This window comes from Arthrobacter sp. UYEF3 (assembly GCF_040546245.1).
Classification (GTDB): domain Bacteria; phylum Actinomycetota; class Actinomycetes; order Actinomycetales; family Micrococcaceae; genus Arthrobacter.
This window is the reverse complement of the sequence record NZ_JBEPNK010000008.1, coordinates 37,997-64,536: the sequence shown is the minus strand read 5'-3', so window position 1 is coordinate 64,536 and position 26,540 is coordinate 37,997. Positions and strand designations below refer to the sequence as shown.

The window sequence follows — 26,540 nt, the reverse complement described above, 5'->3', positions numbered from 1 at the left end:
TTAGTTGCCTCCGGACTGGACAGGTGCCGGGGCGCCCGTGGTGATCAGCGAGTGGTATTCGACCTCATCCTTGGTCAGCTCCATGTAGGCCTCCTCGAGGCTGGCCTGGAGCGGGGTGAGTTCGTAGATCATGACGAGGTTGTCGAGGGCGGTGCGGGCGATCTGCCGCGGCTCCAGCCCGGTGACTTCGAGGAGTTCGCTCTCCCGGGCCTCGACGGAGACACCCGCGCCGGCCAGCAGGCGCATCAGGTGGTCCGGCTGGTCGGTGCGGACCCGGGTGCGGCCCTGGCCGTTGCCGGTAATAATCTCCTGGATCGGGGCGTCGGCGATGATCCTGCCCCGGCCGATCACGATCAGGTGGTCTGCGGTGACGGCCATTTCGCTCATCAGGTGGCTGGACAGGAACACCGTACGGCCTTCGGAAGCCAGGTACTTGACCAGGTTGCGGACCCAGACCACGCCTTCCGGGTCCAGTCCATTGACCGGCTCGTCCAGGATGACGGTCTGCGGGTCGCCGAGGAGCGCCGCTGCGATGCCCAGTCGCTGGCCCATGCCGAGCGAGAAACCGCCCACCTTTTTCCGGGCCACCTCGACCAGCCCGGTCATCTCGATGACCTCGTGCACGCGCTTCTTTGGAATGCTGTGCGTGGCGGCCATGGCCAGCAGGTGGTTATAGGCCGACCGGCTTGTGTGGACCGCCTTTGCATCCAGCAGGGCCCCCACATCGCGCAGCGGCGCGCGGTGCCGGTCGAACGGGACGCCGTTGACCGTGACGGAGCCCGACGTCGGCCGGTCCAGCCCCATGATCATGCGCATGGTGGTGGACTTGCCGGCCCCGTTGGGACCCAGGAAGCCGGTGACCCGGCCGGCTTCTACGGTGAAATTGACTCCTGCGACGGCGGTTTTTTCGCCGTACACCTTGGTCAGGCCTCGTGCTTCGATCATGGAAGCGTTCCTTTGCGTTGCGTGTGGTTGTGTACGCACCACGCTACCGGCGGGTTCCGGCGAATTCGCCCCTCCCAGGGATGATTCAGGGGCGAATCAGGGTAATCCTCGGGGATGACTGCACTCAGCCCATCGGCAGCGGTGTGTAGTACACCAGCCCGGCGGGCCTGACCGAGAACTCCACAGCACGGACCCCGGGCATGACCTCGCCGTCCACCGCCAGCACCATCGATGAGTCCCCTTGTTCCACCCGGATCCTGCTGGCTTCGCTCAGGTGCGTGATCCGGGAGGTTGCCACTGTTCCGGTCAGCACTGCCCACAGCAGGCGGAGGCGGGCAAACGACTCGTCGGCGGTGATCATTCGGAGATCCAGCACGCCGTCGTCCAGTACCGGCCGGACCAAGGGCGCGTGGTCACGGGGGTAGTAGCGGCCCCGGCCGAGGTAGAGGATCCAGAGCTTGTGCCGCACGCCGTCCACCACCAGAGTGCTCGGGGTGCCCGCGGCAAAGGTCCGGAACATGGCAATGACACCGGCCAGCGGCTTCCCCAGCGCCGGCTGGAGGTGCTCCCGCCGGCGCACCAGGTTGGGGTACAGGCCGATGCTGGCGGTATTCAGCATGGTCAACTCCAGCTGCTCCGGGCTGTCCGGCAGCCCGCGTTCGACCAGGACGCACCCGATGTCCGCACACGCCGCCTCCCCGTGGGTGGCGGCGTCGACTGCGGCCTGCAGGGTGGCGGTCCCGGCGTCCCGGGCGAAGTGGTTCAGCGTTCCGCCTGGCAGCACCAGGAGCGGGACGGAATGCTCGACGGCGGCCGCCGCGGCGGTCCCGACGGTGCCGTCCCCGCCCCAGACGCCGAGCGCGACGATGCCGGGCCGGATCGCCACCGCCTCGATTTCCGACGCTACGTCATCGTCCGGGCCGACCTCCTTTATATACGCCTTGGGGAATACCCCCTGCAGGGCGTCGGCAGTTTCGGCGGAGTAGGACCCGCCCAGCGTGTTGACGGCGATACCTAGTCCCTCACCGGCCGGGAGCGCCGCGGCCTCGACCGGGGTGCGCCGGACCGCAGGTGCCGGCGGACGGACCGGCCACCACTTTCGCGTCACGAGGGCAGCGCCGGCCCCGATTGCCGAGCCGAAGAAGACGTCCGAGGGCCAGTGCGCCCCGGTGTGTACCCGGGAGTAGGCGACCCCCGCCGCGAGAGGCGCCAGCGCGGTGCCCAGCGCCGGCCGGACCAGCCCCACGCCGAGGGCGAAGGCGGCCGCCGAGGCGGAGTGTCCCGATGGCATGGAGGAGCTGGCGGGCTGCGGGTTGACGAAGCGGAAAACAGGCAGGTGCTCGGGCAGCGGACGGGCCCGGGGCAGCAGGGACTTGAAGACCAGGTTGGTCACGGCAGAGGCCGCGCCCTGTGCCAGCACGCCATGCAGGGCCGCACGCCTGGTATCGCCGGGAAACAGGGCCATCACCGCGGCTATGCAGATCCAGAGCTTGCCCTGGTTGGCGGCCGAGGAGAGCCGCCGGAAGAAGTCGTCGTGGCTTCCGCCGGGCAGCTGCGCGACTGAGTGGACCAGTTTCCGGTCGAGCTCCTCCAGCCGGCCGGGGACTTTTCTCAGCACGCTTCGCATTGACCAACCCTACTGCGGACCGCCGGCGCGCACGGGCCGCGCGGCGCCAGCGAGCAGCAAGGCAACCAGGATCGGCGCCCCGATAGCGAGCAGTGCCGGCCGGAGGCCGGTCAGGTCGCCGAGGTAGCCCAGTAGGGGCGGCCCGGCCAAAAAAGCGATGTAGCCGAGGGTGGACACGACCGAGACCCGGGCCGCGGCGTGCTTGGGATCGTCGGCCGCGGCGGACATGCCCATCGGGAAGGCGAGGGCCGCTCCCACGCCCCAGAGGACCGCGCCGGCGGTGGCAAGCCAGAGGTTGCCGGCAAAGACGAAAAGCGCCAGTCCGGCAGCCGCCGCAGCCATGCTGGCCCGCAGCACCGCCACCCGGCCGTACACATCGATCGCCCGGCCGCCGAAGAAGCGCATGGCGGTCATCGCCAGCACAAAGACGGCGAACAACAGGGCCCCGGTGGACTGTTCTGCACCCAGTCCGTCCACGGCGGCCTTGGCGATCCAGTCGTTGCCCGCGCCTTCGGTGAGGGTGGCGCCCAGCACGACGACGCCGATCAGTAGGGTACGACCGTCCCGCCAGGCGGAGGCGGCCCGTGGCTTCCTGACCGCGTCGGCTTCACCTGCGGCCGCGGCCGGTTCGGTCGTATGCGGCAGGAAAAACCGCGGCGCTATCAGGGTGGCCACAGCCACGACGGCGGTGATGGCGAGCAGGTGTTCCGGCAGCCCGACGCCGAGCGTGGACAGTCCGGCGCCGATCAGCGCCCCCACGAACGCGCCTCCGCTGAACGCCGCGTGGAACTGCGGCATGATGGTCCGGCCGAGCCGGTGTTCGACGTCGGCTCCTTCGATGTTCTGGGACACATCCCAAAGGCCGATGCCGATGCCGAGGAAGAACAGCGAGACCGCGGTGCCGGGGACAGCAGCGGCCCCGAGCGACAGGGCCACGCCGGCTCCCGCCACGGCCGCCAGCAGGCCGCCGGCGCGCACGGTATTGGCAGTTCCGAGCCGGCCCACCACGTGTCCGGCGGTGGGCAGCGCGATCAGCGAGCCGACGGCGACGCACAGCAGCAGGCTTCCCATTTGTCCTGCGGTGATGTGCAGGATGTCGGTGACCGCGGGGATGCGGGCCGCCCAGCTAGCGAACACGAGGCCGTTGATCCCGAAGACCAGAAAGGTGGCTGCGGCTGCCGCGTTGAGGTTCGGGCGGCGGGCCTCGACGGGCGGCTGCGGGCGGGAGGTCATCCCCACCACTCTAGCGACGGGCCGTCGGTCAGCGGGCCCGCTCGACGCGTTTCTCGTCCCACACGGGCTCGGCCGATTCGTAGACCTTGCCATCGGAGCCGAAGACCAGGAAGCGGTCGAAGGTGCGGGCGAACCAGCGGTCGTGGGTGACGGCCAGGACCGTGCCCTCGAAGTGGTCGATGGCCCGTTCCAGCGCCTCGGCCGAGTGCAGGTCCAGGTTGTCGGTAGGCTCGTCGAGCAGCAGCAGGGTGGCGCCGGAGAGCTGCAGCAGCAGGATTTGGAACCGGGCCTGCTGGCCACCGGAGAGGGACTCGTACTTTTGCTCCGCCTGCGAGGCAAGGCCGTAGCCGTCCAGGGCACCGGCGGCAGCTTCGCGGCCCAGCCCGGAGCGGTGCTCGTCGCCGCGGTGCAGGATTTCCAGCAGCGTTTTGCCGAGCAGGTCGGGCCGGACGTGCGTCTGGGCGAAGAAACCGGGCCGGATCCGGGCACCGAGTTTCACCGTGCCGTCGTGCGGGACTTCGGCGATCTCGACGTCGGATACGGGCAGGTGCTCCCGCTCCGGATCGGTCCCGCCGGTGGCGAGCAGGCGCAGGAAGTGGCTCTTGCCGGAGCCGTTGGAGCCAAGTACACCGACCCGGTCGCCGAACCAGACTTCAGTGGAGAAGGGCTTCATCAGCCCGGTGAGCTCCAGCTTTTCCGCCACGACGGCGCGCTTTGCCGTGCGTCCGCCCTTGAGCCGCATCTGCACGTTCTGCTCTATCGGCAGCGCCTCGGGCGGCCCGGCCTCGAGGAACTTCGCCAGCCGGGTCTGCGCGGCGTGGTACCGGTTGGCCATGTCGGAGCGGAACGCGGCCTTGTTCTTGTACATGTTGACGAGTTCTTTGAGCTTCACATGCTCCTCGTCCCAGCGTTTGCGGAGCTCCTCGAAGCGGGCGTTCCGGTCCGCGCGGGCGTCGACGTAGGAGCCGAAACCGCCGCCGTGGATCCACGCGCCGGCACCGTTGATGCCCGGTTCCAGGGTTACGATGCGGCCGGCGGCGTTGTTCAGGAGTTCGCGATCATGGCTGATGAACAAGACGGTTTTCCTGGACTCATTGAGCTTCGCTTCGAGCCAGCGCTTGCCCGGCACGTCCAGGTAGTTGTCCGGCTCGTCGAGCAGCAGCAGTTCGTCGGGTCCGGCGAAAAGCGCCTCCAACACAAGCCGTTTCTGCTCACCACCGGAGAGGCTCGACGCGGGCCGGTGCTGCGCGCGGTCGAAGGGCAACCCGAGGGCCGCCATGCAGACCTCGTCCCAGACGGTCTCGACGTCGTAGCCGCCGGCGTCGCCCCAGTCCACGATGGCCTGCGCGTACTTCATCTGGGTGGGCTCGTCGTCGTGCTCCACCATGGCGAGTTCCGACTCGTCGACGGCGCGGGCGGCAGCCGCCAACGCCGGCGGGGCGGCGGAGACCAGCAGGTCGCGGACGGTCGATTCGTCCCGGACCTGGCCCACGAACTGCCGCATGATGCCCATGTTGCCGGACCGGCCCACCACTCCTTCGTCCGGAACGAGGTCGCCGGAGATGATCCGGAACAGCGTGGTCTTGCCGGTCCCGTTCGGCCCGATCAGCGCCGTTTTGGTGCCGTCGGGGACCTTGAACGTCACCCCGTTGAGCAGCTGGGTACCGTCGGAGAGGAAGTAGTCGATGCCGGAAACGTCTATATGGGCCACCCGGCAATCTTCCCATGACCGCGCGGGCCGGAGTCTCAGCCGGCGGCGGTGAGGAACTCCTTGAGCAGCGGCCCGGACGTGGTGGCGCCGAGGCCGCCGTCCTCGACGAACACGGCGACCGCTAGGTCGCCGTGCACGGCCACGATCCACGCATGGGTCTTGGGCGGGTCCTCCTTGCCGAATTCGGCTGTCCCGGTTTTGGCGCCTACCGGTGCGCCGGGCACGGAGGCGAGGAAGCCGGCGTGGCCGGAGGTCACCACGGCCCGCATCATGTCTGCCAGCGAGGCGGCTTCAGCCGCGGTAAGCGGCGTGCCGGAGGTTTTCGCCGGCGCCGGGGTTGGCGACGACGGTGCGGCAGCGGACGCCGTGGGGCCGGCGGCAGGGGTGGCAGCGTCGCCGGCGTGGGGGTTCAGCACGAGCTGCGGGGTTACGGGGGCGCCCTTGGCGACGGACCCGGCCATGATGGCGGCTGCCAGCGGGGACACCAGCACCTTGCCCTGGCCGATCATCGAGGCGGCATGCTCGGTGCCTTCGGCGGCGCCCGGAACGGAGCCCAGAAAGGCGTCCGCCCCGAGGCCGGGGGCTTCCACGGCCACGCCCAGGGAGGTGGCCGCGGATTCCAGCTGGGCCTGGCTGACCTTGTCCCGGGCGTTGATGAAGGCGGTATTGCAGGAGTGCGCGAAGGCGTCGCGCAGGGACACTGACCCCAGCGACGCGGCAGGGTAGCCCTCGGCGTTCTTGAAGGTCCGGCCGTCGACGGTGAGGGTCGCCGGGCAGTCAACCTTGGAATCGGGGGTCATGCCGGTGCGGAACATCGCCAACGAGTCGACCATCTTGAAGATGGATCCGGGGGCGTACTGGCCCAGCATGGCGGTGTCATAGCCGTTGCTTCCGGGGCCTGAGGCGGCTGCGAGCACCGCACCGGTGGAGGGCCGGAGCGCCACGATGGCCGACGCCGGACCCACCTTGGCCAGGACGTCCTCGGCCAGTTGCTGCAGCGTCGGGTCCACGGTGGTCTTCAGCGGGGTTCCGGGTCTCATCGGTTCCTGGAAGACCACGCGGCGGCCGCCGTTCAGCTGGGCCTGGCGTTGTTCCGCGGTAAGGCCCGCCGTCTGGGCGAAAACCTGGACGCCGTCGGTGCCGCGCAGCTGGGCGTCGTACTGCTGCTGCAGGCCGCCGGTGCCGGTAACGTCACCGGCCTGGAGCGAACCCCCGGATTTCTCGATCTGCTCGGCGCTGGCCTCAGCCACGGTACCCAGCAAGGCGCGGGCGAAGGTGCGGGACGGCGCGAGCGGCAGGGTATCGGCGATGGCCCGGGCACCGGGAACTGCTGCGATCTGCTCGTCCGTGACGGTCCGGCCGTCCTGGCGCAGGGTAATGGCGGCGACGAACGCGTCCGGGCCGGCGGCCCGCACCTGCTGGGTGTAGGCCGCCGGGTCGGCGCCCACCAGCTGGGCGAGTTTGGCGGCGGAGGCGGCGGGGTCGGCCGAACCCATCCGCGGCTTGTCGAGGCCGATGTGGACCACCGGCCGGTACCTGACGAGCTTCGCGTCGCCGGAGCCGAGGATATCGGCCCGCTGCGGTGCCTCGGTCGAGGTGCCGAGGACTTCGTTCTCGGCTAGGTCCGGTACCAGGGTCCCCGGGTTCCATGCCGTCAGCCACTTGTCGCCGGACTTCTTTAAGTGGGCGACAGTGGTGTAATTCCACTCGGTGGCGCCGATCTTCCAGCTGTAGTTCAGCGGGACGGTCGCGGTGCCGGCCTCCAGCGTCATTTCGCCGGTTTCCACGGCGGGTTTGATCGGGTCCAGCCCCTTAAACACCGCCTTGAGCTGCTCGTTCGCCGCCCCTGAGTCCTTCGCCTCGAAGGGAACGGCGCCGACGTCGAGTGCGGCAACCGCGGCGGCGAGCTGCTTCGCGGCGTCCTGCGCGCCGGATCGGCCGTCGCCGCAGGCCACCAGTGAGGCGCCGAGGATCAGGCCAACCAGGCCAAGTGAGAGCTTTTGAATATTCCCCATTCGCGTCATTATGCCTTGTGCCGCAGACTTCGCCGTGTCACGGCCGACATCCTGGGGCCTGATCGCACCGCCGGCCCGCGACGACGGTGCCGCGGTCATCGGCTCCGGGCTGGCCAAGGACCTCGACCTCGCCGTCGGCAGCCGGGTGTCGGTAGGCGGCACCGAACCGGCAGTAGCAGCCGTCGTGCCTGAGCAGTGGTAGGCGCCGTAGCGGCGGTGCGGGACGGCCGTCTCTCGGCGGCAGGAACCCTCACCGCAGCCCCTAGAGACCCAGCGACGGGGCCGGCAACCCGAATATGTCCTTCAATGCATATTTGGCTGCATGGAAGCCGGGCATCCCTGTCACGCCCGGTCCCGGCGGCGTCGACGAGGAGCAGAGGTACAGACCGTGAAGGGGCGTCCGCCAGGGCACAGGACTCAGCACGGGGCGCCGGAGCAGCCCGCGCAGATCCATCGCGCCGGCGCTGAAATCGCCGCCGACGTAATTCTCGTTATAGTCCGCGAGTTGCGCGGCAGTCGTGACACGGAAGCCGACCACCAACTCCCGGAAGCCCGGCGCGAAGCGCTCCAGCTGCGCCATCACTGCGCCGCCCATATCCACCGTGGACCCGGCGGGAACGTGGCAGTAGGTCCAGAGGATGTGCCGGCCCGCCGGGGCGCGGCCGGGATCGAAGCGGGACGGCTGAGAGACCAGGACGTAGGGCCGTTCCGGATGCCGGCCTGCGGCCACGAGGTGTTCCGCCTCGGCGGTTTCTGCGCGGGTGCCGCCCACATGGACGGTACCGGCGTCGGCGAGTTCCCGCGCAGCCCAGGGCACCGGCCCGGACAGGATGAAATCGACCTTGCAAGCGGCGTTGCCGAAGCGAAACGACTCCAGCGCGCGGCGGTACCGGGGCGGGAGCCGGCTGCCGGCAATCCGGAGCAGTGCCGGCGGAGCAACGTCCAGCAGCGTGGCCCGGGCCGGCGGCAGTTCCGTTAGCGCACCAATCCGCGCCCCGGTCTGAACCACACCGCCGTGGGCCTCGAAATCCGCCACCATGGCCGCAGCGATCGCCGCCGAGCCGCCTAGCGGGATCGGCCAGCCGCCGGCGTGGCCCAGCGCCCCCAACAGCAGGCCCGCGGCGGCCGCGGGCAGGGTCGGCAGGGGAGCGACGGCGTGCGCGGCGACGCCGCTGAGCAGCGCGGGAGCCAGCTCTTCGCGGAACCTTACGCCCCACGCACGAGTGCCCTGCTCGAGGGCCCGCAGCCCGAATACTGCGGCTGCCACAGGCTGCCGGGGCACCCGGAGTAACTGGTTCAGGGCCACCTCGGCGACGCCGTCCAGCCGGTCGAGCAGGGGCGCCATGAGGCGCCGGTATGCGCCGCCGTCGCGCCCCAGCGCGTCAACTGTCCGCTCCAGCGAGCGGTACCCCAGCGCAGCCCGCCCGCCGTCCAGGGGTGCGCCGTGGGAGAGTTCGGGTACCTCCAGCCGGACCCGCCGGGACAACTCGAAGTCCCGGAAGAACGGCGAAGCCAGCGCCATCGGGTGCACCGCCGAGCACACATCGTGAAAGTGTCCGGGCTCGATGAGCTGAGCGGTCCGGAGTCCGCCGCCCACCGAGTCGGCGGCCTCGAAGAGATGCACCGCCAGTCCTGCCCGCGCCATCGTCACCGCCGCCGCCAGCCCGTTGGGGCCGGCGCCGACGACGGCGACATCAGGCACCGGCATCAGGCGTCCACGTTGTCACGCCGCCACGGCATCACGGACGCGGAAGGCCGCCTGAGGTCCAGCCGCAGCCAGTCGGCGGCGCCATCGAACGGACCACCGTGGGGATCGTCCATGCCATGCCGGCGAACGACGTCGTAGCCCGGGTCGCAGATGTCCCAGACCACCCTCGCCATGAGATAGACGAGGGCGGTCATGTGCGCCAGGACGGCGAGCACGTAGTAGGGCATATCGATGTTGTGCTGGCTGGCACCCGCGCTGGTCACCTGGCCAAGATACATCCAGATGGCGGCCCAGTGCAGCCCCTCGATGGCCTGCCAGACCAGGAAGCCCCGCCACCGTGGCCGGGCCAGGGCCAGCAGCGGGATCAGCCAGATCACGAACTGCGGCGAATAGACCTTGTTGGTGAGGATGAACGCGGCCACGATCAGAAACACCAGCTGGGCCAGCCTCGGCCGGCGCGCCGCCGAGAGAGCCAGGACCGCGATTAGCACGCAGGCAGCCAGGAAGACGTTAAGGGCCAGGGCATTGATGGCCTCCGCGTCCAGCGGTTTCCAGCCGAGGCGTCCGGACACCAGGTTGTAGGCGAACCAGGGGGAGCTGTAGCCCGCCGGCCGCGACTCCGTGAACTGGTAGAAGTACTTCCAGCCGGCCGGGTCGCCGGCGGCGGCCGGGAGGTTCACGACCAGCCAGCTCACCGAGGCCGCACCGGCGGTGAGCAGGAACGCACGGATCTTGCCGGTGCGGAGGGCCAGCAGCACGACGGCGCCGAGGATCAGCACCGGGTAGAGCTTTGTTGCGGCGCCAAGCCCGATGAAGAGACCGGCGAGCAGCAACTTGTTCCGGGCGAAGAAGTACATGCCCAGCGCCAGCAGCCCGACCGCCCACAGGTCCCAGTTGATGAAGCCGGCAAGGACAATGCCCGGGGCGAGGGCCACCATCGCGGCGTCCCAGGCCCGGCGTCGCGCGGTGCGCGCGGTGGCCAGCACCGTGACGATCCAGACGGCGACAACCAGGGTGGCGTTGACATCGAAGTAGGCGAGGACCCGGGCATTGCTGACGCCATCCCCGGGCACCAGGAGGGCCGTGGCGCCGGCGATGAAACCCATCAGCACCGGGTATTCGAAGAAGCTTCCCGCGGTGACGAAGGGAAACGCTCCGTCGCCCAGGCCGCGATTCTTGTACAGTTCGGCAAAGTCCGAGTAGCAGGTGGCATAGAACTGCCCGGGCGACTCCCAGCCGTTGCTCCGGCAGTAGCCCTTCAGCAGGATCCCCAGCAGAGCCGCCAGGACGGTGAGCAGGACAAGCACGCGCTCCACGGTGAAGAGCCCCGGGGAGACGACGCCGGGGGCCGCGCGGCGGCCCAGCGGTCCGCCGATGACTTCTGTGAAATTCCGCAGCAGCAGATCACCGCGGCTGGGGACTACCAGTCGGATCCGCTTGCGGTGCTCCGGCCGCGTTGTCTGCTGCATGCCTCGAGCTTACCGGGGCGGCCGGGCTGTCCTGCGGCAGGACCCGGGGGCTGAAGCCCCGTTGCGCAAACGGTCGGTGAGACGACAGCTCAGGCGGTCGCTGTCGGTAGGCGTTTGTTAATCCGGGGAGCCCACGCGTCGCCGCGTGGGCTCCTTGGGGACTTGCTCGGAAGGGTGTCATCAAGCCACGCTCCGTCTCAGGCACGGGGCCCTGCCTGGCGGAGGCCGGGCCCGCACGTCATCAGCGGATCAGTCCGTTGCGATCGGACTCATTGCAGTGTTCACGATTGCCTTTCTTGGGTCGGAATGGAAAGTAATTTGGCATGACAAATAGTGCCCCTGGAATTTGTGAAATTAGTCCACACCAGGTGCGGATAGAACCGGTCCTAATGAGGGGATTCGCTAAAGCGAAAGAATGTCCCGCTTGCAATGGCGCCGCAGCCCCAACAAGAAGCTAAGTTCCGAGCTATGGGGATACTTCGCACGTCGGGATACGGCTCAACCGCGTGGTTCCGCTTGCTCCGACGTTCCGCGCAGGCTGCCCGGAGGGGCGGCCTGGCCAAGCTCCTGCTGCGGCGTCAGGCCGGCAGCGGAAGAATTAGCAGGCGGGCAGTCCGGCTTTCGGGCGCAGGGCAGCGGCAGAGGTCGGGGTGGCGGTGAGGGTGTACATCCATCCGCCAGTCAAAGTATTCATTTTCCCAACCTCCTTTTCTGTTCTGCCGCGGCTCCGGCTGACTGGCCGGGCGCCTCGCGCCTTGCCCCCGGCAAGTCGCTCTGGGGACAGGAATAAAAATACATCACAATTGCTGCGTTTGACTTCTAAATCATATAAAATTCTTGGAAAAACTTTTCGCGGGGGTTTATAGACCCCAGCGGACGACGGCGGGGGTCTTTTTGTCCCAGCCCAACGTGCATACTTTCGCGGTGCCGAGCACGAAATGCCGGCCCTCACGGGCGTCGAGGCCGAGCCAGCGCGCGGTGAGGATCCGGGAGAAATGACCGTGCGCAACAATGAGCACATTGTCCAGGCCGGATTCCAGCACCCTGGCCACGATCTTGTCCGCGCGGGCCGCGACGTCGTCGAGGGCCTCCCCGTTGGGCACACCGTAGGTCCAGATCAAGTAGTCGGGGTTGTCCTTGCGGATCAGGTCCGAACTGATGCCCTCATAGTCGCCGTAGTCCCATTCCACCGCCAGGGGTTCCAGTTGGGCGTCCGGAAAGCCTGCCAGCTCCGCCGTCCGGCGTGCGCGGCGCAGCGGAGAGGTCAGCACCAGGTCGAAGTCGACGGCGTCGAGCACCTTCCGCGACTCGACGGCCTGCTGCTCGCCTTCCACTGTGAGCGGGAGGTCGGTGAGGCCGGTGTACTGTCCGCTCTTGGACCATTCCGTTTCACCGTGGCGTAGGATCCAGAGCTGCGGGCGGGGCGGGTTGGACGGTGCGATCATTTAGGACTCCTCTGTTGGGGACACATCGACGGCGGCAGCTTCCGGCTGTGCCGTCCACCATTCGCGCAGCTTGGTTTCGGCCACGGCGGGCTCCAGCGGTCCGTGCTCCATCCGCTCTTCCAGCAGGAATTTGTAGGCCCGACCCACCACCGGGCCCGGTTTGAGTCCCAGCAGCGCCATGATCCGGCCGCCGTCGAGGTCGGGGCGAACGGCGTCGAGGGATTCCTGCTCGCGGAGGGCCGAGATGCGCGCCTCAAGGTCGTCATAGGCGAAGGCGAGCCGATCTGCCTTTCGCTGGTTGCGGGTGGTCACATCCGAACGGGTCAGCCGGTGCAGGCGCTCCAGGAGCGGTCCGGCGTCGGTGACATAGCGCCGGACCGCCGAATCGCTCCAGCCTGCCTCTCCGTAGCCGTAGAAGCGCATGTGCAGTTCCACCAGGCGGGCCACCGCCTTGATGGTGTCGTTGTCGAAACGGAGCGCCTTCATCCGCTTGGAAGTGAGCTTGGACCCCACCATGTCATGGTGGCGGAAACTCACCGCGCCGCCGGCCTCGAAACGGCGCGTGGCGGGCTTGCCGACGTCATGCATGAGCGCGGCGAACCGCAGCACAAAATCCGGGCCGGGCACGGGCCCGTCGGCACCGGATTCGAGTGCCGCGGCCTGCTCCAGGACCTGTAGCGAGTGTTGGTAGACGTCCTTGTGGCGGTGGTGTTCGTCGGCTTCGAGCCTCAGGGCGGAGACCTCGGGCAGCACGAACTCCGCCAAGCCCGTCTCCACCAGCAGGTCAACGCCGGTTCGGGGCTGCGCGGCGCAGATGAGCTTGACCAGCTCGTCGCGCACCCGCTCCGCGGAGATGATCTTGATCCGCTCGGCCATCTTGGTCATTGCCTGCCGCACGTCCGCGTGTACTGTCACTCCCAGCTGGGCCGCGAAACGGGCGGCCCGCATCATCCGCAGCGGGTCATCGGAGAAGGAGTCTTCCGGCAAACCGGGCGTGGCCAGCATGGACGAGTGCAGGTCCCGGACTCCGCCGAACGGGTCCACCAGTTCCATCGCCGGGAGCCGCAGGGCCATGGCATTGATGGTGAAGTCCCGCCGCAGCAGGTCATCGGTGAGCGACGATCCGAACGCCACCACCGGTTTGCGCGACTCCGGGTCATAGGCCTCGGCACGGTAGGTGGTGACCTCAATCTGGAAGCCGGCCTTCCGCATGCCGATCGTTCCGAAGGCGCGCCCGATCTCCCAATAGTTGTCGGCCCACTTCTTGATCAGCGCCACCGTCTGGTCGGGCGTCGCGTCAGTAGTGAAGTCCAGGTCCAGCGATACCCGGCCCAGGAACAGGTCGCGCACTGGCCCGCCCACCAGGGAAAGTTCGTGACCGGCGTCGACAAAGCGCTGCCCAAGCTCGAGGACCACCGGGTCCACCTGGAAGTCGACGGTGTGGGGGTCAGTCTGCTGATGTGGGTGCGCCATAGTCTCTTAAGCTTGTCAGAAATCCCGGCCAGCACCACACCGGGAGCCGTCCGGGTTCCCAGTTGGTGCGCGGCGCTCGGCGGCAGAGGCGCCGCCAGGTTATTCCGCCGGCCACTTTCCTGTCATGTTTAGGTCATCAAGTCAGGGCAAGTGTAGTTAGAGTGGACTTTATGGCCCATCCCGTACCGAGCGCTCCCGGCAGGAGGACGAACGCACCGTTGCCATCGGCAATCGGTGCCAATGTCGCGCCGGCGCAGCACCCGGGACAGGCTTCGCTGCCGACCGTGGAGGAAATCTCCGCCGGCGGCGTCGTGGTGGACACGTCCGACGGCGAGCTGCGGGTTGCCATCATCGCCCGACTCAACCGCGGCGGCCGCCTCGAGTGGTGCCTCCCGAAGGGCCACCCGGAAGGCACGGAAAGCAACGAGGAAGCCGCGGTCCGTGAAATCGCGGAGGAAACCGGGATCGAAGGCAAGATCCTGGCGCCGCTGGGCAGCATCGACTACTGGTTCACCGTCAGCGGACACCGCGTCCACAAAACCGTCCACCACTATCTCCTGCAGTCCACCGGCGGTGACCTGACCATCGAGAACGACCCGGACCAGGAAGCCGTTGACGTCGCCTGGGTCCCCATCCACGAACTGGCCCGCAAGCTCTCCTTCCCGAATGAGCGCCGCATCGCGGACCTCGCCCGGGAAGTTCTGCCCGAACACCGCTGAGCCGGTCGCCCGTGGCGCCGGGACGCCGGTGCGGCCGGGCCACAAGCCGTCCCGGTACCGTGGGTTGCGCACAAAGACGCGCCCGGGTGAGACGATGAAGTCAATGTCTGCAGCCAAGCCCTCCCCAGAAATGCCCCCTCCCGCCGGGGGCGCCGCCACCCCGGCGGCGCAGTCCAGTGAGGCCCGTTCCAGCGCCGTGATGGCCGCCGGAACCCTGGTTTCGCGCTTCCTGGGCTTCGGTAAGACCTGGATGCTGGCGGCGGCCCTGGGTCTCGGCTCCACCGTGACCGACACGTTCATCAACGCCAACAACCTGCCAAACCTGATCTTCCTGCTGGTGGCCGGCGGCGTGTTCAACGCTGTCCTGGTGCCCCAGATCATCAAAGCCAGCAAGGGCCCGGACCGCGGCGCGGATTACATCAGCCGCCTGCTGACGCTGGCCGTTGTCGTGTTGCTCTCGCTGACGCTGTTGGTGACGCTCCTGGCCCCGTGGGTGATTGAACTGACCACGCAGGGTTATTCGCCGCAGCAAAAGTCGCTGGCCGTGTCCTTTGCGTTCTGGTGCCTCCCGCAGATCTTCTTCTACGGCCTGTACGCCTTGCTCACCCAGGTCCTGAACGCCAACGGTGCCTTCGGGCCCGCCATGTGGGCGCCGATCCTGAACAACGTCGTCGCGATCGCCGGCCTGGGCATGTTCATCTGGATTCTGGGCGCAAACGCAAGCAACCCTCACACGCTGGACAACTGGGGTTCCTTCCAGACCTTCCTGGTGGCCGGGTTCTCGACTATTGGTGTGGTCGCGCAGACCGCCATCCTGCTGATCCCGGTCCTGCGGCTGCGACTGGGTCTGCGGCCACGCTTTGGCTGGCGCGGCGTGGGTCTGGGTCAGGCCGCAAAGCTGAGCGTGTGGACGCTGGCCACCGCCGCCGTCGGGCAGCTGGCATTCCTCTACGTCATGCGCATCGCCACCATCCCCGGGGCCGAGCGCCTCCGGCTTGAGCGCGCGGGGGACCAGGCCGCGGCGGCGACGCTGCCGGGCAATGCGGTGCTGGAGGTGGCCAGCCAGCTCTACCTGCTCCCGCACTCCATCATTGCGCTCTCGCTCGCCACGGTCTTGTTCAACCGGATGACCCGCGCCTCCCAGGACGGCAACCGGGCCGAGCTGCGGCGGGCGCTGTCGCACGGCCTGCGGACCATGGCCGTCGCCACGGTTTTCGGGGCCCTGGCGCTCTTCGCCCTCGCGGGCCCGCTGGGCATGTTCTTCTCGGGCGAAAACCGGCAGGACGGCGTCATGCTGGCCCAGACGCTCACCATTCTGGCCCTCAGTACGCCTTTCATGAGCGCCAACTTCATGATGTCCAGGGTGTTCTACGCCAACGAGGATGCGAGGACCCCGTTCTTCATCCAGCTGGTGCTCGCCATCGTTAACGTTGTGGCGGCCTTCTTCATCCAATTCCTGCCCTTTGACCAGATGATCTTCGCCATCGCCTTCCTCTACACCGGCGGAAACATCCTCTCCGTCGTGGTCAGCGCCACCTTCCTGCGCCGACTCCTCGGGCATCTGGACGGCCCGCGCGTGGCCAGCTCCTACATCCGCATGGGCTACGCGGCGCTCGGCTCGGCGCTGGCCGGCGCCGGTGGCCTGTGGCTGCTGGGCAGCTATAAGGCCGAAGGCTTCGCCTGGAGCAGCCGGCCGGCAGCCCTGGTGACGATCGTCGTCGTCGGACCGGTGATGCTCGCCGTGTACCTCTGCCTCTTGAAGGTCCTCCGGGTCACGGAACTGCGGGACCTGCTCCAACCCTTCCTGGGCCGGCTGCGGCGCACCCCTGCCGCGGCCACGGAACGCGCCACCACCTCGGTGGACACGGGCCTGATCCCCAGGATCTCGGGCGAATTTGACGCCGCTTCCTTCCGCGCCGGCCCTGAGCTGCGCGGTGAGGACGTCTCGGGCTGGGAAGCCGGCGGCGGCTACCTCCCCGAAGAGGAGGTGCCCGGCACCGCCCAGGCCAGCCAGGGTCGGCCCGAGATTCCCCTGCCGGGGCGCCGGACCTACCAGGGTCAGGCCGGCCACAACCCGCACTTCCCTTTCGGCCGGCGGAAGAAATAATGGCGTGCCGCCGCTTCCGGTTGCCGGGATCACGCGGCACGGACAGCGCATCGGCTAGGATCGGAGACTAACAAGGGGAGTTGCAGACCTGAGGTCAACCGGCCTTACCGGGGGGCCTGAAGTGACTGTCGAAGTCAGTGATGCCAGCATTTCCCGGACAGTCTAGGAGGAACCCGTGTCCCACCCGATCGATGTCGGATCAGTACTTGGCGGCCGTTACAAGGTCACTGCCACGGTTCTGACCTCGCATGACCAGGATCTGGTGCTGGACGGGGTGGACCAGGTACTGAACCGCCCTGTGAGTATCCTCGTCGCCGGGCCGGGCAACGCCGACCAGGTGGCCCATAGTGCCCGCGAGGTCGCGACAGGGGAACGTCCGGGCCACGTCCAGATCCTCGACCTCGGGGTCAGCGATGCGGCCACCTACCTCGTCACGAACCACACCTCGGCCGCTGACCTGCTTGACCTGGTGGTCAGTTCCAATCCGCCGTACGTGGAACCATTCTTCACCGACACGCTGGGCAGCGAAATCTTCGGCCAGCCGCGTTCCACCGAGCCCGAGACCTATGACGGCGTCTACGCCGACGAAGAAGTCGACGCCGGGTACATCAATTACGGGGAGCAGCAACGCCAGGCCCCGCAGCGGGCCCAGGCGCCGTCGACCTCACCGCAACGCGTTCCGGCACCTCCGGCCGAGAATCCCGCCACAGCGGCCCGGGCGGCCGGCGTGCGTGGTGCTGCTGCCGGGGCGGCCGGAGTGGCTGCCGGAGCCGCCGCTGCGAACGCTTCCAAATCCCCGAAGACCGCCCCGCAGGACGAGGCACCGCGGCCCAAGGCCGCACAAAAAGTCGCGCCGCAGCCCGTCGCCCCGCAGCCGGTACAGGCTGCCGGAACGCCCAAGGTATCGCTCTGGGAAGATGACTATTACGACGACGCCGTGCCTGATCAGCGGACTGCGGCCCGGGCGGCCGCAAGCGGTGCAGACCGCGCTGCCGGGAGTTTCCCGGCCTCCGCGAAACAGGATGCGTCAGCTGACCGCTACAACGACTATGACGTCGACGACGTCGACGAGGACGACGAGCCGCAACGCGAGCCCCGTTCCACGCGGTGGATCGTCGGCGCCTTGTTGGCAGCCGTTCTGGTGATCGGCCTGATCTTTGCCGTCACCAACCTTGGCGGCCTCTTCAAGGGCAGTACGCCGGAAGCCGCCAAGACCACCGGGGCATCCAGCACCCAGGTCCAGGTACCGTCCGGTACGCCGTCCGCGACCCCGAGCGCGCCGCCCGCCGTCGCACCGGCCATCGAATCCGTCACCCGTCAGGGCAACTTCGATTTCGCCGCGACCTATGACGGTGACCTCGTCAAAACCTTCGACGGGAATGCTGCCAGTTACTGGTCAGACATGGAATTCGCCAGCGACGGCTGGGGAGGATTTGCCCCCGACGGCGTTCCGCTGTTGGTCAAGCTCAAGGAACCGGCCAAAATCTCCTCGGTAACCCTGAGCCAACTCGGTGCCGCCGGCGGCAACATCAGCGTCTTCACCAATGACCGGCCCTCGTTGGACGGGGCCAAGCAGGTGGGCAACAACAGCTTCACCTCCCCGGAACTCACCATGCAGCTGCAGGAACCCGTCACGGCACAGTTTGTGATCATCTCCATCAAGGCCCTCCCCAAACTGGCAGCCCCCAAGACGCGGTACGGATACGGCCTCCGCCTGGCGGAGATCCGGGTCCAGTAAGGCCCTCCATAACACGCTCCGGCCCCCGGTAGCCACCGGGGGCAAAGCTGTAACCTGAGTGGTGGCACGCCACGCTGGTGCCCAAACCCAGCGGAATATTCAAATCAAATAATCAGTTGTGCCATGTGGCCGGCCATTCTGGCGGCCGCGTCGACAAAGGAAGAGGTTCACCGTTCAGTGAGCAACGCAGAAAACACCGCGTCCGAAGTGCGTGATGTCATCATCGTCGGCTCCGGCCCGGCGGGCTATACCGCAGCGGTGTACACCGCGCGAGCCAATCTTAAGCCTTTGCTCCTGGCTGGTTCCGTGACCGCCGGCGGAGAACTGATGAACACCACCGACGTCGAGAACTACCCGGGTTTCCCGGAGGGCATCATGGGCCCGGACCTGATGGAAAACTTTGAAAAGCAGGCTGCGCGGTTTGGCACCGAAATTCAGTTTGAGGACGTCACCGAGCTGGATCTCGACGGCGACATCAAGACCGTGACGATCGGCACGGGGGAGACCTTCCAGTCCCGGTCCATTATTCTGTCAACCGGATCGGCCTACCGCGAGCTCGGGCTGCCGAATGAGAAGCGCCTCTCAGGCCACGGTGTTAGCTGGTGTGCAACCTGTGACGGTTTCTTTTTCAAGAATCAGGACATCGCTGTAATCGGCGGCGGCGACTCGGCCATGGAAGAGGCCCTGTTCCTCACCAAGTTCGCGAAGTCCGTCACTGTCGTTCATCGCCGCGACACCCTGCGTGCCTCCAAGATCATGGCGGACCGTGCCCTGGCCCACGAGAAGATTGAGTTCGTTTGGAACAGCGGCGTGGAGGAGGTGCACGGCGGAGACAAAGTCACGGGGCTGCGGTTGAAAAACCTTGTTGACGGCACCGAGACTGAACTTGCCGTAACAGGGGTCTTCGTGGCAATCGGAAACGATCCCCGCACCGACCTCGTCAAGGGCAAGCTGGAGCTTACGCCGGAGGGCACCATCGCCGTAGAGGGCCGGACTTCGAAGACCAGCGCCAAGGGCGTGTTCGCCGCCGGAGACGTCATAGACCCGACGTACCGGCAGGCCATCACCGCCTCGGGGTCGGGCTGCGTCGCAGCCCTCGACGTCGAGCACTACCTCGCAGGCCTGCAGGCCTAGCCGCGCACGGTACGCAACCCAAGAGAGAGAATAGGTTATGAGCAACGCAAAAGACGTAACAGATGCCAGCTTCGGCGCCGACGTGCTGGGGGCAGACAAGCCTGTCATCGTGGATTTCTGGGCCGAATGGTGCGGCCCGTGCCGCAAACTCGGACCCATTCTCGACGAGATCTCCGTCGAGTACAGCGAGAAGGTCACCGTCGTCAAGGTAAACGTAGATGACAACCCGGCCATCGCTGCAGAGTACGGCATCACGTCCATCCCCGCGGTCTACCTGTTCCAGGGCGGGGAAGTGAAGAACACCGTCATCGGAGCCAGGCCCAAGCAGTTCTTCGAAAAGGAATTCGCAGACGTGCTGTCCTAGCCTGTAGCGCATTCACGGCCAAGCCTGGTGCTGGCCGAAACAAATGGTGGTTTCCTCGCAGAGGGAGACCACCATTTTTTTGCCCCATCACTGGGGCCCCCGGCAGCCGGTTCCGAGCCTGGCGGCAGTTTCGGATACGTTTGGTGCCGATGCAACTGGATACTATTGATTCGCAGTTCATATTTTCCGAGGCAAGCCTGGTTCTGTCTCGAAGCCACCCCTTAGCCGGGCTTGGGGCGAATGGCCGTGGCCGGAACCCTTAAGGGTGAATGTAGGCCGCCGCGAGTTACAGCCGAGGATTCAGGACTATCTCTTGCGGGACGCACGCGTAGGGGCGACGCTACAGACCAAGTCGAGATTCTCCGTCATGCCGGCTGATATCCATTTCCAGGGTTACACGCAAGGTATGAGTCGATTGGCGGTGCTCGGCGAACCCCGGATGGTTGCACTCCCGTCGGTCCTGTGGTGCTGGCGCCGTTTCACGTGAAACATTGCCGCCCGTCACTGACCTTGGTCTGTCTTACCAGGCTCGCTGGTCTTGTTGGGTAGATGCAGACTCCGCCGTGATACTTCGCCGCCCTGGCCTGTCTAATATCAAAGTAGTGCGGGCGCCGCGATGCGCTATCATCTGAAACATCCTGAATCACTGCATCGCTGCATCGCTGCCACAGGATGCGTTCCGGCCACGGCGCCTCGCGGTTCCGTTGACTTTAGCAAGGGTGGCTACCTTTGAGAATTGTCTTGTGCAATTTTTCCGCCGGCGCGCAACTGGCTCTCTTCTTCAGCCACTGTTTCACGTGAAACACAGTGCTTCTTCGATCTGGTGATAAGCCAATTGGGCAGAGCCTCCACAGCGGTCAGTGGTTTCTGGCATGCAATGGGGCTGTCCGGCCACGGTGGAACTCTCGTGGGCAATCCCGCTGGACACTCATTCAGTGTTTCACGTGAAACAGATGAGCGCTATCCATCCTGTCTTCAGCGGTAGAGGAAAGCGCGGAGATAATCGGACTGAAACTGAGGCGTTTCAATAGTCAACTATCAAATAAGTGGGCCGTGCACTTTCCGGAAACAACTGGCGGCCGAATGGACTGGAAATCAGGGGCCTATTTTCCCGGCCAGTAGATGCGGAGCGACTTTTCGATCGCAGTGACCAATTGCGGCCGGTCTCGATTTTGGAGTGCACCAGGCTAGGTCACCATCCAAGCACCCGGCTGCCCCCGAGACTACGATTTCCACATGCGCGCGTACCCGCTGCATAGGGTTTCACGTGAAACATAGTCTTGCTCCAACGGACGGGTAGCCCAAATTGCTGACGCCCGATCAATCGGTCCCGTATATCGACAGGCCTATAGATACCCATTTCACGGCCGAGTGGGACCGTTGTACACGGTCAGCCATGCCCTTGAATCGCCATCTGACAGGACCGCGACCATGACCATGCATACTCCAGATTTTCAGGGACTCTGTACGAGTCCACGGCTGAGTTACGTCGGCGACAGTCAAGGATAGTGACTGAAGCCTGGAAAGTTGATGGGGTCACGAGACTATGCCGTGGTCCGCCTTCGAACATGCGCTAGCACACAAGGACACCCCGTTGCCCATGCCAGCCCCGCGTCCGACCGGCGGCTAGATCATTTGCGGGCCCCGGGGCCGCGTGAGCCAATGATCCCGCACCGCTGACGCGGTCCGTCCCTACGTCATCATGCTGGGAAGGAGGCACTAGGCGAATCTACGGGGACGCGCCGGCGGGACCGCAGCTGGACCCACGGCACCATGGGGCGCCGGGGAACCCGCTGACAGCACCAAGGAGCGGCAGGTTTAGCCGAACAAGGGGAAGCGCCGCACGAGTGCATTAACCCCGCATCCGAAGTGAAACAAGTTGCTCTCCAGGAGGCGGCCACTAGCCCACGCTGCGTTCGGCGTGCCGACCAGGAGGCTGTTGAGAGGCACCTTCGTACCCCGACCCAGCCAGTCCCTATCCTTGGGATCATCATCAACCAACTAAACGACTGGGGCCGCAGATGACGTGACGGACATTTCGCCCGTTCCGCGGCAAGCCCAATGCTTGGAGATCAACGGGCAAATTGGACAACATGCAGTGACGCTCCCGCGCGTCGGCATCGACGCTGAAGGTATCTCTCGTGTAGCGCACACCCGGGAGATCTTGCTTGGCCCGGGAGAGAACTGCACATCCGCCAAACCTGGATCAGGTCACTAGCCGCGTCCTAAGGCACGTTCGTTCCCCTCTACCCGACACCTGGAAACCTGGGCGTGCAGTGGTCCGCCGATGCGGACTCGAGTGTTGCCGCGAACTTTATACACATAGTTATCCACAGAGCCCTAAGAGATTACGCACAGGTCTATCCACAGGGTCAGTTCGCGCAGCCTAAGCAGCCGCCGCTTCAGTCGACAATCCCAAAAGCCATCCACCCAGCGAGCATCCCTGTGCCTCCATCCATCCGGGGCACCAACTAAGGCATGCCGACACTCCTGGCAGTCGGAAATTAACCCCTAAATGGGGATTTCAAAGCGGTCAGAGAGCAAATTTCGGTGAAAACCGCCGCAGCGACAGACGTTTCACGTGAAACACAATGATTGTCCTCGTCGGCGGCAAGACGGATGAATCCGGCAGCCGAATAGCGGCCGGCCAGGCAGACATCGAGTCCACAACGTGCTCACCGATATCCACAAAGTTATCCACAAGGATATCCACCGACCATTGTCGTTATGTGTGAAGACCAAAACACGTAGGATGCCTTGAATGAGAGCCGACAAGCCAAAATTGATCCACACTAAAGTGCGCTCGTGAGAAGTAGAGTCAGACCGGTGTGCGGCGCCGTGCAGAGATCAACGACGCCTGGACTCTTTGGTGAAACGAGTCCTCAGCAGCAAAGTCTGTCTCGAGTTCCACCGTTCCTCCAGACTCCCAAGGCAAGCGCGAACAGGATGCTTGATCCTGTCTTAGGAGCTTCTTCTTCGGCCGGACCGTAGGATCGACCGTAGAACTGTGAGCCATGCCGTGGGACCGGCGGGAAGTACCACGTACTTGGTTTGGGAACAGGCAGGCGACGGCCCGATCGTGCATCCTGGGAGTAACTGTCCCTACCCTTTTCGCTCCGGCATACGATCTTATCAACCACGTAAGAACTGCTGGTTTCCTTCGCTGATCACGACCCTGGCAAGGTGGGACCGGAGTTTGGGCGCCAGGAACATTCACCGGGGGAGCTGTACGACCTGACTCCTGCGGCTGCGTCCACACAGGCTGGACGGTTCTCCGCTTGGACTCGCCGTAGGTCCCAACCCGAGGGAACCACACCGAATCAGGAACGGACGAGAGGCGCCGATTCTGCTGGTGCCGGGGCGGCTCAGGGTTCCGGCTCGTCCCACGATACGACCGGCTCCTTCAGCTCTTGTCAGCACTTCGGCCCAAGGCACCGGCTATCGGATGCCAACGGCCCAGGGACAGGGACAGGGATAGCGGCACCTGCAGCGGCCTTGAGCTGGTCACCTCGTCAACCGGCGTCTATCTGCTCCGACGCTTTCGGTGCATGCCCCGGACTCGGATCCCTGCCGTGATTTCGACTTGCTGGCCCACCTGGGGGATTGGTATTCTCAGCCGTCGTGCCGGGGCAAGGTGGTTATGGGATAGCGGAGGACAGTGGCAGCATCCGTGACGTAGCCGCACAAGCATGTTTTGTTCCGACTACAGAGGACTGCTGAGGGAATCCTGAACCGGTCGGAATTACTTCAGTTGGATCGAGAGCACTTGGCGCCCGTCAGAAGGAAGCGGCATCGTGCGACATTGGATTCGATATCGCCGCGATGGATGCCGCGGCGTTTCATGTGAAACATGAAACACCGAAGGACGGCGCAGGGGGACAACACCTTAAGACGTCGACCACGAGGGGGACCGCCCTGAAACCGCGGCGCGTCAGACCGGCGTCCATCCGACGCAGCCCAGCCCCCAAAACCCGGGGGACTGAGCACCCCACAGCCTCGGGAAGTTCTACGCACTGCGATGTTTCACGTGAAACGGTCTCCTGCAGAGGATGCAGGCACCGGGTTCAACGAAACTTCCCTCCGGAGGGCGGTTGTGGGACGCTATGCTCCTATCGGCCAGGAAGCGCGCCGCAACGGGCGATAGGCATCGACAGGCCCCGACATCCGATCCTCCCGGCCCACAGCTTTGCCTACAGTGCGCTCCACAGCGCGGTGTTCCCTCCCGGCCGTGACGGCCGGGTGAGGTCTCCTAGCCGCCGCAGATGACTGCTCACCCGGATATGGCACCGATCCGCCCCAAGCTGCCATCGAAACCCACGTCCGGGAGGGCTTCCGGGAGTGAAAGGCAGAAAACAGGACCCGTTTCACGTGAAACGGGTCCTGTACGAGGGACGGGTTTGCGAGGGATCTAGTTGGGACTCCCCGGAGTGAGGACGTCCATGATCCGATTCAGATCTTCGACGCTGCCGAACTCGATGCTGACGCGCCCCTTGCGCGCACCCAGGGAAATCTTTACATTGGTGTCCAAACGATCAGACAAAGACGAGGCCAGATAGTCGAGGCGCTCGTGGCGGGCGCCCGGACGGGGGATGTTGTTTTTTGTGGCAGCTGAAGGGCTCTGATAAAGCGTTACAGCTTCCTCGGTAGCGCGTACGGACATGCCCTCGGCCACGATCTTCTGAGCGAGGCGTTCCATCGCCGCAGCATCAGGAAGGGCGAGGAGCGCGCGGGCATGTCCGGCTGAAATAACGCCGGCTCCCACGCGGCGCTGTACCAGCGGCGGCAATTTCAGCAGACGCAGCGTGTTGGACACCTGGGGCCGGGACCGCCCAATCCGGTCGGCGAGCTGCTCATGGGTGGTTCCGAAGTCCTCCAACAACTGCTGGTATGCCGCCGCCTCTTCAAGCGGATTCAGTTGGCTTCGGTGAAGGTTCTCCAGCAGGGCGTCACGGAGCAGGTCATCATCGGTGGTGTCGCGAACGATGGCCGGGATGGTGGCAAGCCCGGCCGCCTGTACCGCACGCCAGCGGCGCTCACCCATGACGAGTTCATAGGGTTCACCACCTTCTTCGGTTGAAGTCCGCACCACAATTGGCTGCAGGACGCCGATTTCGCGAACCGAGTGAACGAGCTCCGCCATATCGTCCTCGTCGAAGACCGAGCGGGGCTGCTTACGGTTGGGGTGAATGTCGGAGACTGCGATTTCAGCAAAGCGGACACCGGGCACCTCGACCAAGTCCACGCCATTATCCCGAGAACCATTATTGACGGTCATCTCAGACGAGGTGCCCTTCTTTCCTGCCTCCTGGGATCCGTTCCGGGCCGCGGCAGCTTTTCTGGCCGTTGTCCTCTTGACAGCAGGTCGGGCTGATTCAGCCGGTGCGTCATCCGGACCAGTGCCGGTCGTCGCCGTAACGGATATTTCGGTCTTCTCGGCCGTCCGCGCGGGAGCATCCGGTGCGGAAGACGTCGTCGTCTTCTCTACCTGGAGTTCGTCCGGTGCAGTCGTCTCTTTCGTCAGCACCGCATCCGGGGACTGCTTCCTGGCCTCAGGAAAGAACAGATCCACGGGGCGGGACGTAGCTACACCGTTGCCTGAGGCGTTCGCCGAGGCGGAACTTGGAATCAGCGCGCCAAGTCCACGGCCAAGGCCGCGTCGCTTATCGCTCATGGATAAATCCCTCCATTGGAAGAGCCCGGCATGCTCCGGCTCTGGCTAGTGCAATTGTTGAGAAGATTTTAACGTTCGGCAATTTCCGCTGCGGCTTCCAGATAGGATAGTGCGCCGCTGGAGGAAGGATCATAGGTCATTACGGTTTGTTGGTAGCTCGGCGCTTCGGAAATTCTCACCGAACGCGGGACCACGGCTCCGAGCACCTGTTCCGGGAAGTGCTCACGAACCTCGGCGGCAACTTGGGCAGCCAGGTTGGTGCGACCGTCGTACATCGTCAGCAGGATGGTCGAGACCACAAGATCTGCGTTGAGGTGTTTCTGGATCATCTCGATGTTCTTGAGCAACTGGCTCAGACCCTCCAGCGCGTAGTACTCACACTGGATGGGGATCAGGACCTCGCCGGCAGCACAGAACGCATTGACGGTCAGGAGCCCCAGGCTCGGCGGGCAATCGATGAAGATGTAGTCGAGCCGTTCCTCGCCGTTCTTGGCGCGTACCTTGGCGTAGACGTCAATGGCGCGCCGCAGCCGCTGCTCGCGGGCGACCAGACTAACCAGTTCGATCTCCGCGCCGGCCAGGTGGATCGTCGCCGGCGCGCATATGAGATTGGCAATGTCGGGGCACGGTGCCACCACATCCTGTAGAGGCACGTCGTTGATGAGCACATCGTAGATGCTGTCGACCTCTGCGTGGTGTTCAATTCCAAGCGCTGTGGAGGCGTTGCCCTGCGGATCGATGTCGATCACCAGCACGTTGAGGCCGGCGGCGGCCAGGGCGGCAGCAATGTTGACCGTGGTGGTGGTTTTGCCCACGCCGCCCTTCTGATTCGAAACCGTGAAGATCCGGGTCTTCTCCGGCTTTGGCAGTTCGCGCCCCAGCAGCCGTTCCCGACGTTTGTTCTCATGTGCCAGCTCGCGCGCAATCGGACTGGAATCGTCAATGGAATCCAGTACGTTGCTGATCGAGGGGGCGTGGGTTTCACGTGAAACGCTTGCAGAAACACCGGCAGAGGCAACCGATACTGTTTGCTTAGAGGAAATGCCATGAGCGATAGCGGGCGCTAAAAAGGCCCGCGCTGACCCCAGGGACACAAACGGCGGAATCCGTTGTGTGGAGGTTTCGCTACTGCTCACTGGACACTCTCACTCTCATTCGGCTGTTGCTGCCGGTTACTAGCC

17 protein-coding genes are annotated in these 26,540 nt (G+C 65.6%); 6 read left to right on the top strand and 11 right to left on the bottom strand.

The features are described from left to right. The 5 genes from ABIB14_RS07910 to ABIB14_RS07890 all read right to left on the bottom strand — a co-directional run bounded on the left by ABIB14_RS07910 (position 1) and on the right by ABIB14_RS07890 (position 7,531). On the bottom strand, positions 1–945 hold the full coding sequence (locus tag ABIB14_RS07910; protein ID WP_354235329.1) for an ABC transporter ATP-binding protein: 945 nt from the start codon (positions 943–945) through the stop codon (positions 1–3). Positions 946–1,069: 124 nt separating this feature from the next. Then, entirely contained in the window at positions 1,070–2,572 is a 1,503-nt protein-coding gene (locus ABIB14_RS07905; RefSeq protein WP_354235328.1) for a bifunctional phosphatase PAP2/diacylglycerol kinase family protein, read from the bottom strand. A gap of 9 nt (positions 2,573–2,581) precedes the next feature. Then, entirely contained in the window at positions 2,582–3,805 is a 1,224-nt protein-coding gene (locus tag ABIB14_RS07900) for an MFS transporter (RefSeq protein ID WP_354235327.1), read from the bottom strand. Between the two features lie 28 nt (positions 3,806–3,833). Further along, on the bottom strand, positions 3,834–5,516 hold the full coding sequence (locus ABIB14_RS07895; protein WP_354235326.1) for an ABC-F family ATP-binding cassette domain-containing protein: 1,683 nt from the start codon (positions 5,514–5,516) through the stop codon (positions 3,834–3,836). Positions 5,517–5,551: 35 nt separating this feature from the next. Further along, the gene (locus ABIB14_RS07890; protein ID WP_354235325.1) at positions 5,552–7,531 is read right to left on the bottom strand and encodes a penicillin-binding transpeptidase domain-containing protein; all 1,980 of its coding nucleotides are present in this window, start codon (positions 7,529–7,531) and stop codon (positions 5,552–5,554) included. A gap of 34 nt (positions 7,532–7,565) precedes the next feature. Between ABIB14_RS07890 and ABIB14_RS07885 the strand changes: the two genes are divergently transcribed. After that, entirely contained in the window at positions 7,566–7,733 is a 168-nt protein-coding gene (locus ABIB14_RS07885) for a hypothetical protein (RefSeq protein ID WP_354235324.1), read from the top strand. Between the two features lie 60 nt (positions 7,734–7,793). On the opposite strand, the gene ABIB14_RS07880 is transcribed toward ABIB14_RS07885, so the two are convergent. The 4 genes from ABIB14_RS07880 to ABIB14_RS07865 form a co-directional block, all read right to left on the bottom strand. Continuing rightward, positions 7,794–9,233 (bottom strand): phytoene desaturase family protein, encoded by a 1,440-nt coding sequence (locus ABIB14_RS07880; protein ID WP_354235403.1) that lies wholly within the window; start codon positions 9,231–9,233, stop codon positions 7,794–7,796. A 5-nt stretch (positions 9,234–9,238) separates the two neighbouring features. Further along, positions 9,239–10,708, bottom strand: coding sequence for a glycosyltransferase family 87 protein (locus tag ABIB14_RS07875; protein ID WP_354235323.1), 1,470 nt, complete (start codon positions 10,706–10,708; stop codon positions 9,239–9,241). 860 nt (positions 10,709–11,568) lie between these two features. Further along, a complete protein-coding gene (locus ABIB14_RS07870; RefSeq protein WP_354235322.1) occupies positions 11,569–12,153 on the bottom strand; it encodes a histidine phosphatase family protein in 585 nt (194 codons plus the stop codon). After that, entirely contained in the window at positions 12,154–13,626 is a 1,473-nt protein-coding gene (locus ABIB14_RS07865; RefSeq protein WP_354235321.1) for a CCA tRNA nucleotidyltransferase, read from the bottom strand. A gap of 170 nt (positions 13,627–13,796) precedes the next feature. Between ABIB14_RS07865 and ABIB14_RS07860 the strand changes: the two genes are divergently transcribed. The 5 genes from ABIB14_RS07860 to trxA all read left to right on the top strand — a co-directional run bounded on the left by ABIB14_RS07860 (position 13,797) and on the right by trxA (position 19,688). Next, positions 13,797–14,345, top strand: coding sequence for an NUDIX hydrolase (locus ABIB14_RS07860; RefSeq protein ID WP_502909632.1), 549 nt, complete (start codon positions 13,797–13,799; stop codon positions 14,343–14,345). 103 nt (positions 14,346–14,448) lie between these two features. Beyond that, positions 14,449–16,452, top strand: coding sequence for a murein biosynthesis integral membrane protein MurJ (gene murJ / locus ABIB14_RS07855; RefSeq protein ID WP_502909631.1), 2,004 nt, complete (start codon positions 14,449–14,451; stop codon positions 16,450–16,452). A gap of 175 nt (positions 16,453–16,627) precedes the next feature. Further along, positions 16,628–18,190, top strand: a complete 1,563-nt coding sequence (locus tag ABIB14_RS07850) for a protein kinase family protein (RefSeq protein ID WP_354235320.1) — start codon at positions 16,628–16,630, stop codon at positions 18,188–18,190. A gap of 177 nt (positions 18,191–18,367) precedes the next feature. Next, positions 18,368–19,324 carry a thioredoxin-disulfide reductase gene (gene trxB / locus ABIB14_RS07845; protein WP_354235319.1) on the top strand — a complete coding sequence of 319 codons (957 nt, stop codon included), beginning with the start codon at positions 18,368–18,370 and terminating at the stop codon, positions 19,322–19,324. A 37-nt stretch (positions 19,325–19,361) separates the two neighbouring features. After that, a complete protein-coding gene (gene trxA / locus ABIB14_RS07840; protein WP_354235318.1) occupies positions 19,362–19,688 on the top strand; it encodes a thioredoxin in 327 nt (108 codons plus the stop codon). A 4,408-nt stretch (positions 19,689–24,096) separates the two neighbouring features. On the opposite strand, the gene ABIB14_RS07835 is transcribed toward trxA, so the two are convergent. Beyond that, on the bottom strand, positions 24,097–25,359 hold the full coding sequence (locus ABIB14_RS07835; protein WP_354235317.1) for a ParB/RepB/Spo0J family partition protein: 1,263 nt from the start codon (positions 25,357–25,359) through the stop codon (positions 24,097–24,099). Between the two features lie 68 nt (positions 25,360–25,427). After that, on the bottom strand, positions 25,428–26,495 hold the full coding sequence (locus ABIB14_RS07830; protein WP_354235316.1) for a ParA family protein: 1,068 nt from the start codon (positions 26,493–26,495) through the stop codon (positions 25,428–25,430). Positions 26,496–26,540: the final 45 nt, after the last annotated feature.

Coding starts and splice junctions, on each gene's coding strand:
- ABIB14_RS07910 (WP_354235329.1), bottom strand. CDS start 945: ATGATCGAAGCACGAGGCCTGACCAAGGTGTACGGCGAAAAAACCGCC.
- ABIB14_RS07905 (WP_354235328.1), bottom strand. CDS start 2,572: ATGCGAAGCGTGCTGAGAAAAGTCCCCGGCCGGCTGGAGGAGCTCGAC.
- ABIB14_RS07900 (WP_354235327.1), bottom strand. CDS start 3,805: ATGACCTCCCGCCCGCAGCCGCCCGTCGAGGCCCGCCGCCCGAACCTC.
- ABIB14_RS07890 (WP_354235325.1), bottom strand. CDS start 7,531: ATGGGGAATATTCAAAAGCTCTCACTTGGCCTGGTTGGCCTGATCCTC.
- ABIB14_RS07875 (WP_354235323.1), bottom strand. CDS start 10,708: ATGCAGCAGACAACGCGGCCGGAGCACCGCAAGCGGATCCGACTGGTA.
- ABIB14_RS07870 (WP_354235322.1), bottom strand. CDS start 12,153: ATGATCGCACCGTCCAACCCGCCCCGCCCGCAGCTCTGGATCCTACGC.
- ABIB14_RS07865 (WP_354235321.1), bottom strand. CDS start 13,626: ATGGCGCACCCACATCAGCAGACTGACCCCCACACCGTCGACTTCCAG.
- ABIB14_RS07860 (WP_502909632.1), top strand. CDS start 13,797: ATGGCCCATCCCGTACCGAGCGCTCCCGGCAGGAGGACGAACGCACCG.
- murJ (WP_502909631.1), top strand. CDS start 14,449: ATGTCTGCAGCCAAGCCCTCCCCAGAAATGCCCCCTCCCGCCGGGGGC.
- trxA (WP_354235318.1), top strand. CDS start 19,362: ATGAGCAACGCAAAAGACGTAACAGATGCCAGCTTCGGCGCCGACGTG.
- ABIB14_RS07835 (WP_354235317.1), bottom strand. CDS start 25,359: ATGAGCGATAAGCGACGCGGCCTTGGCCGTGGACTTGGCGCGCTGATT.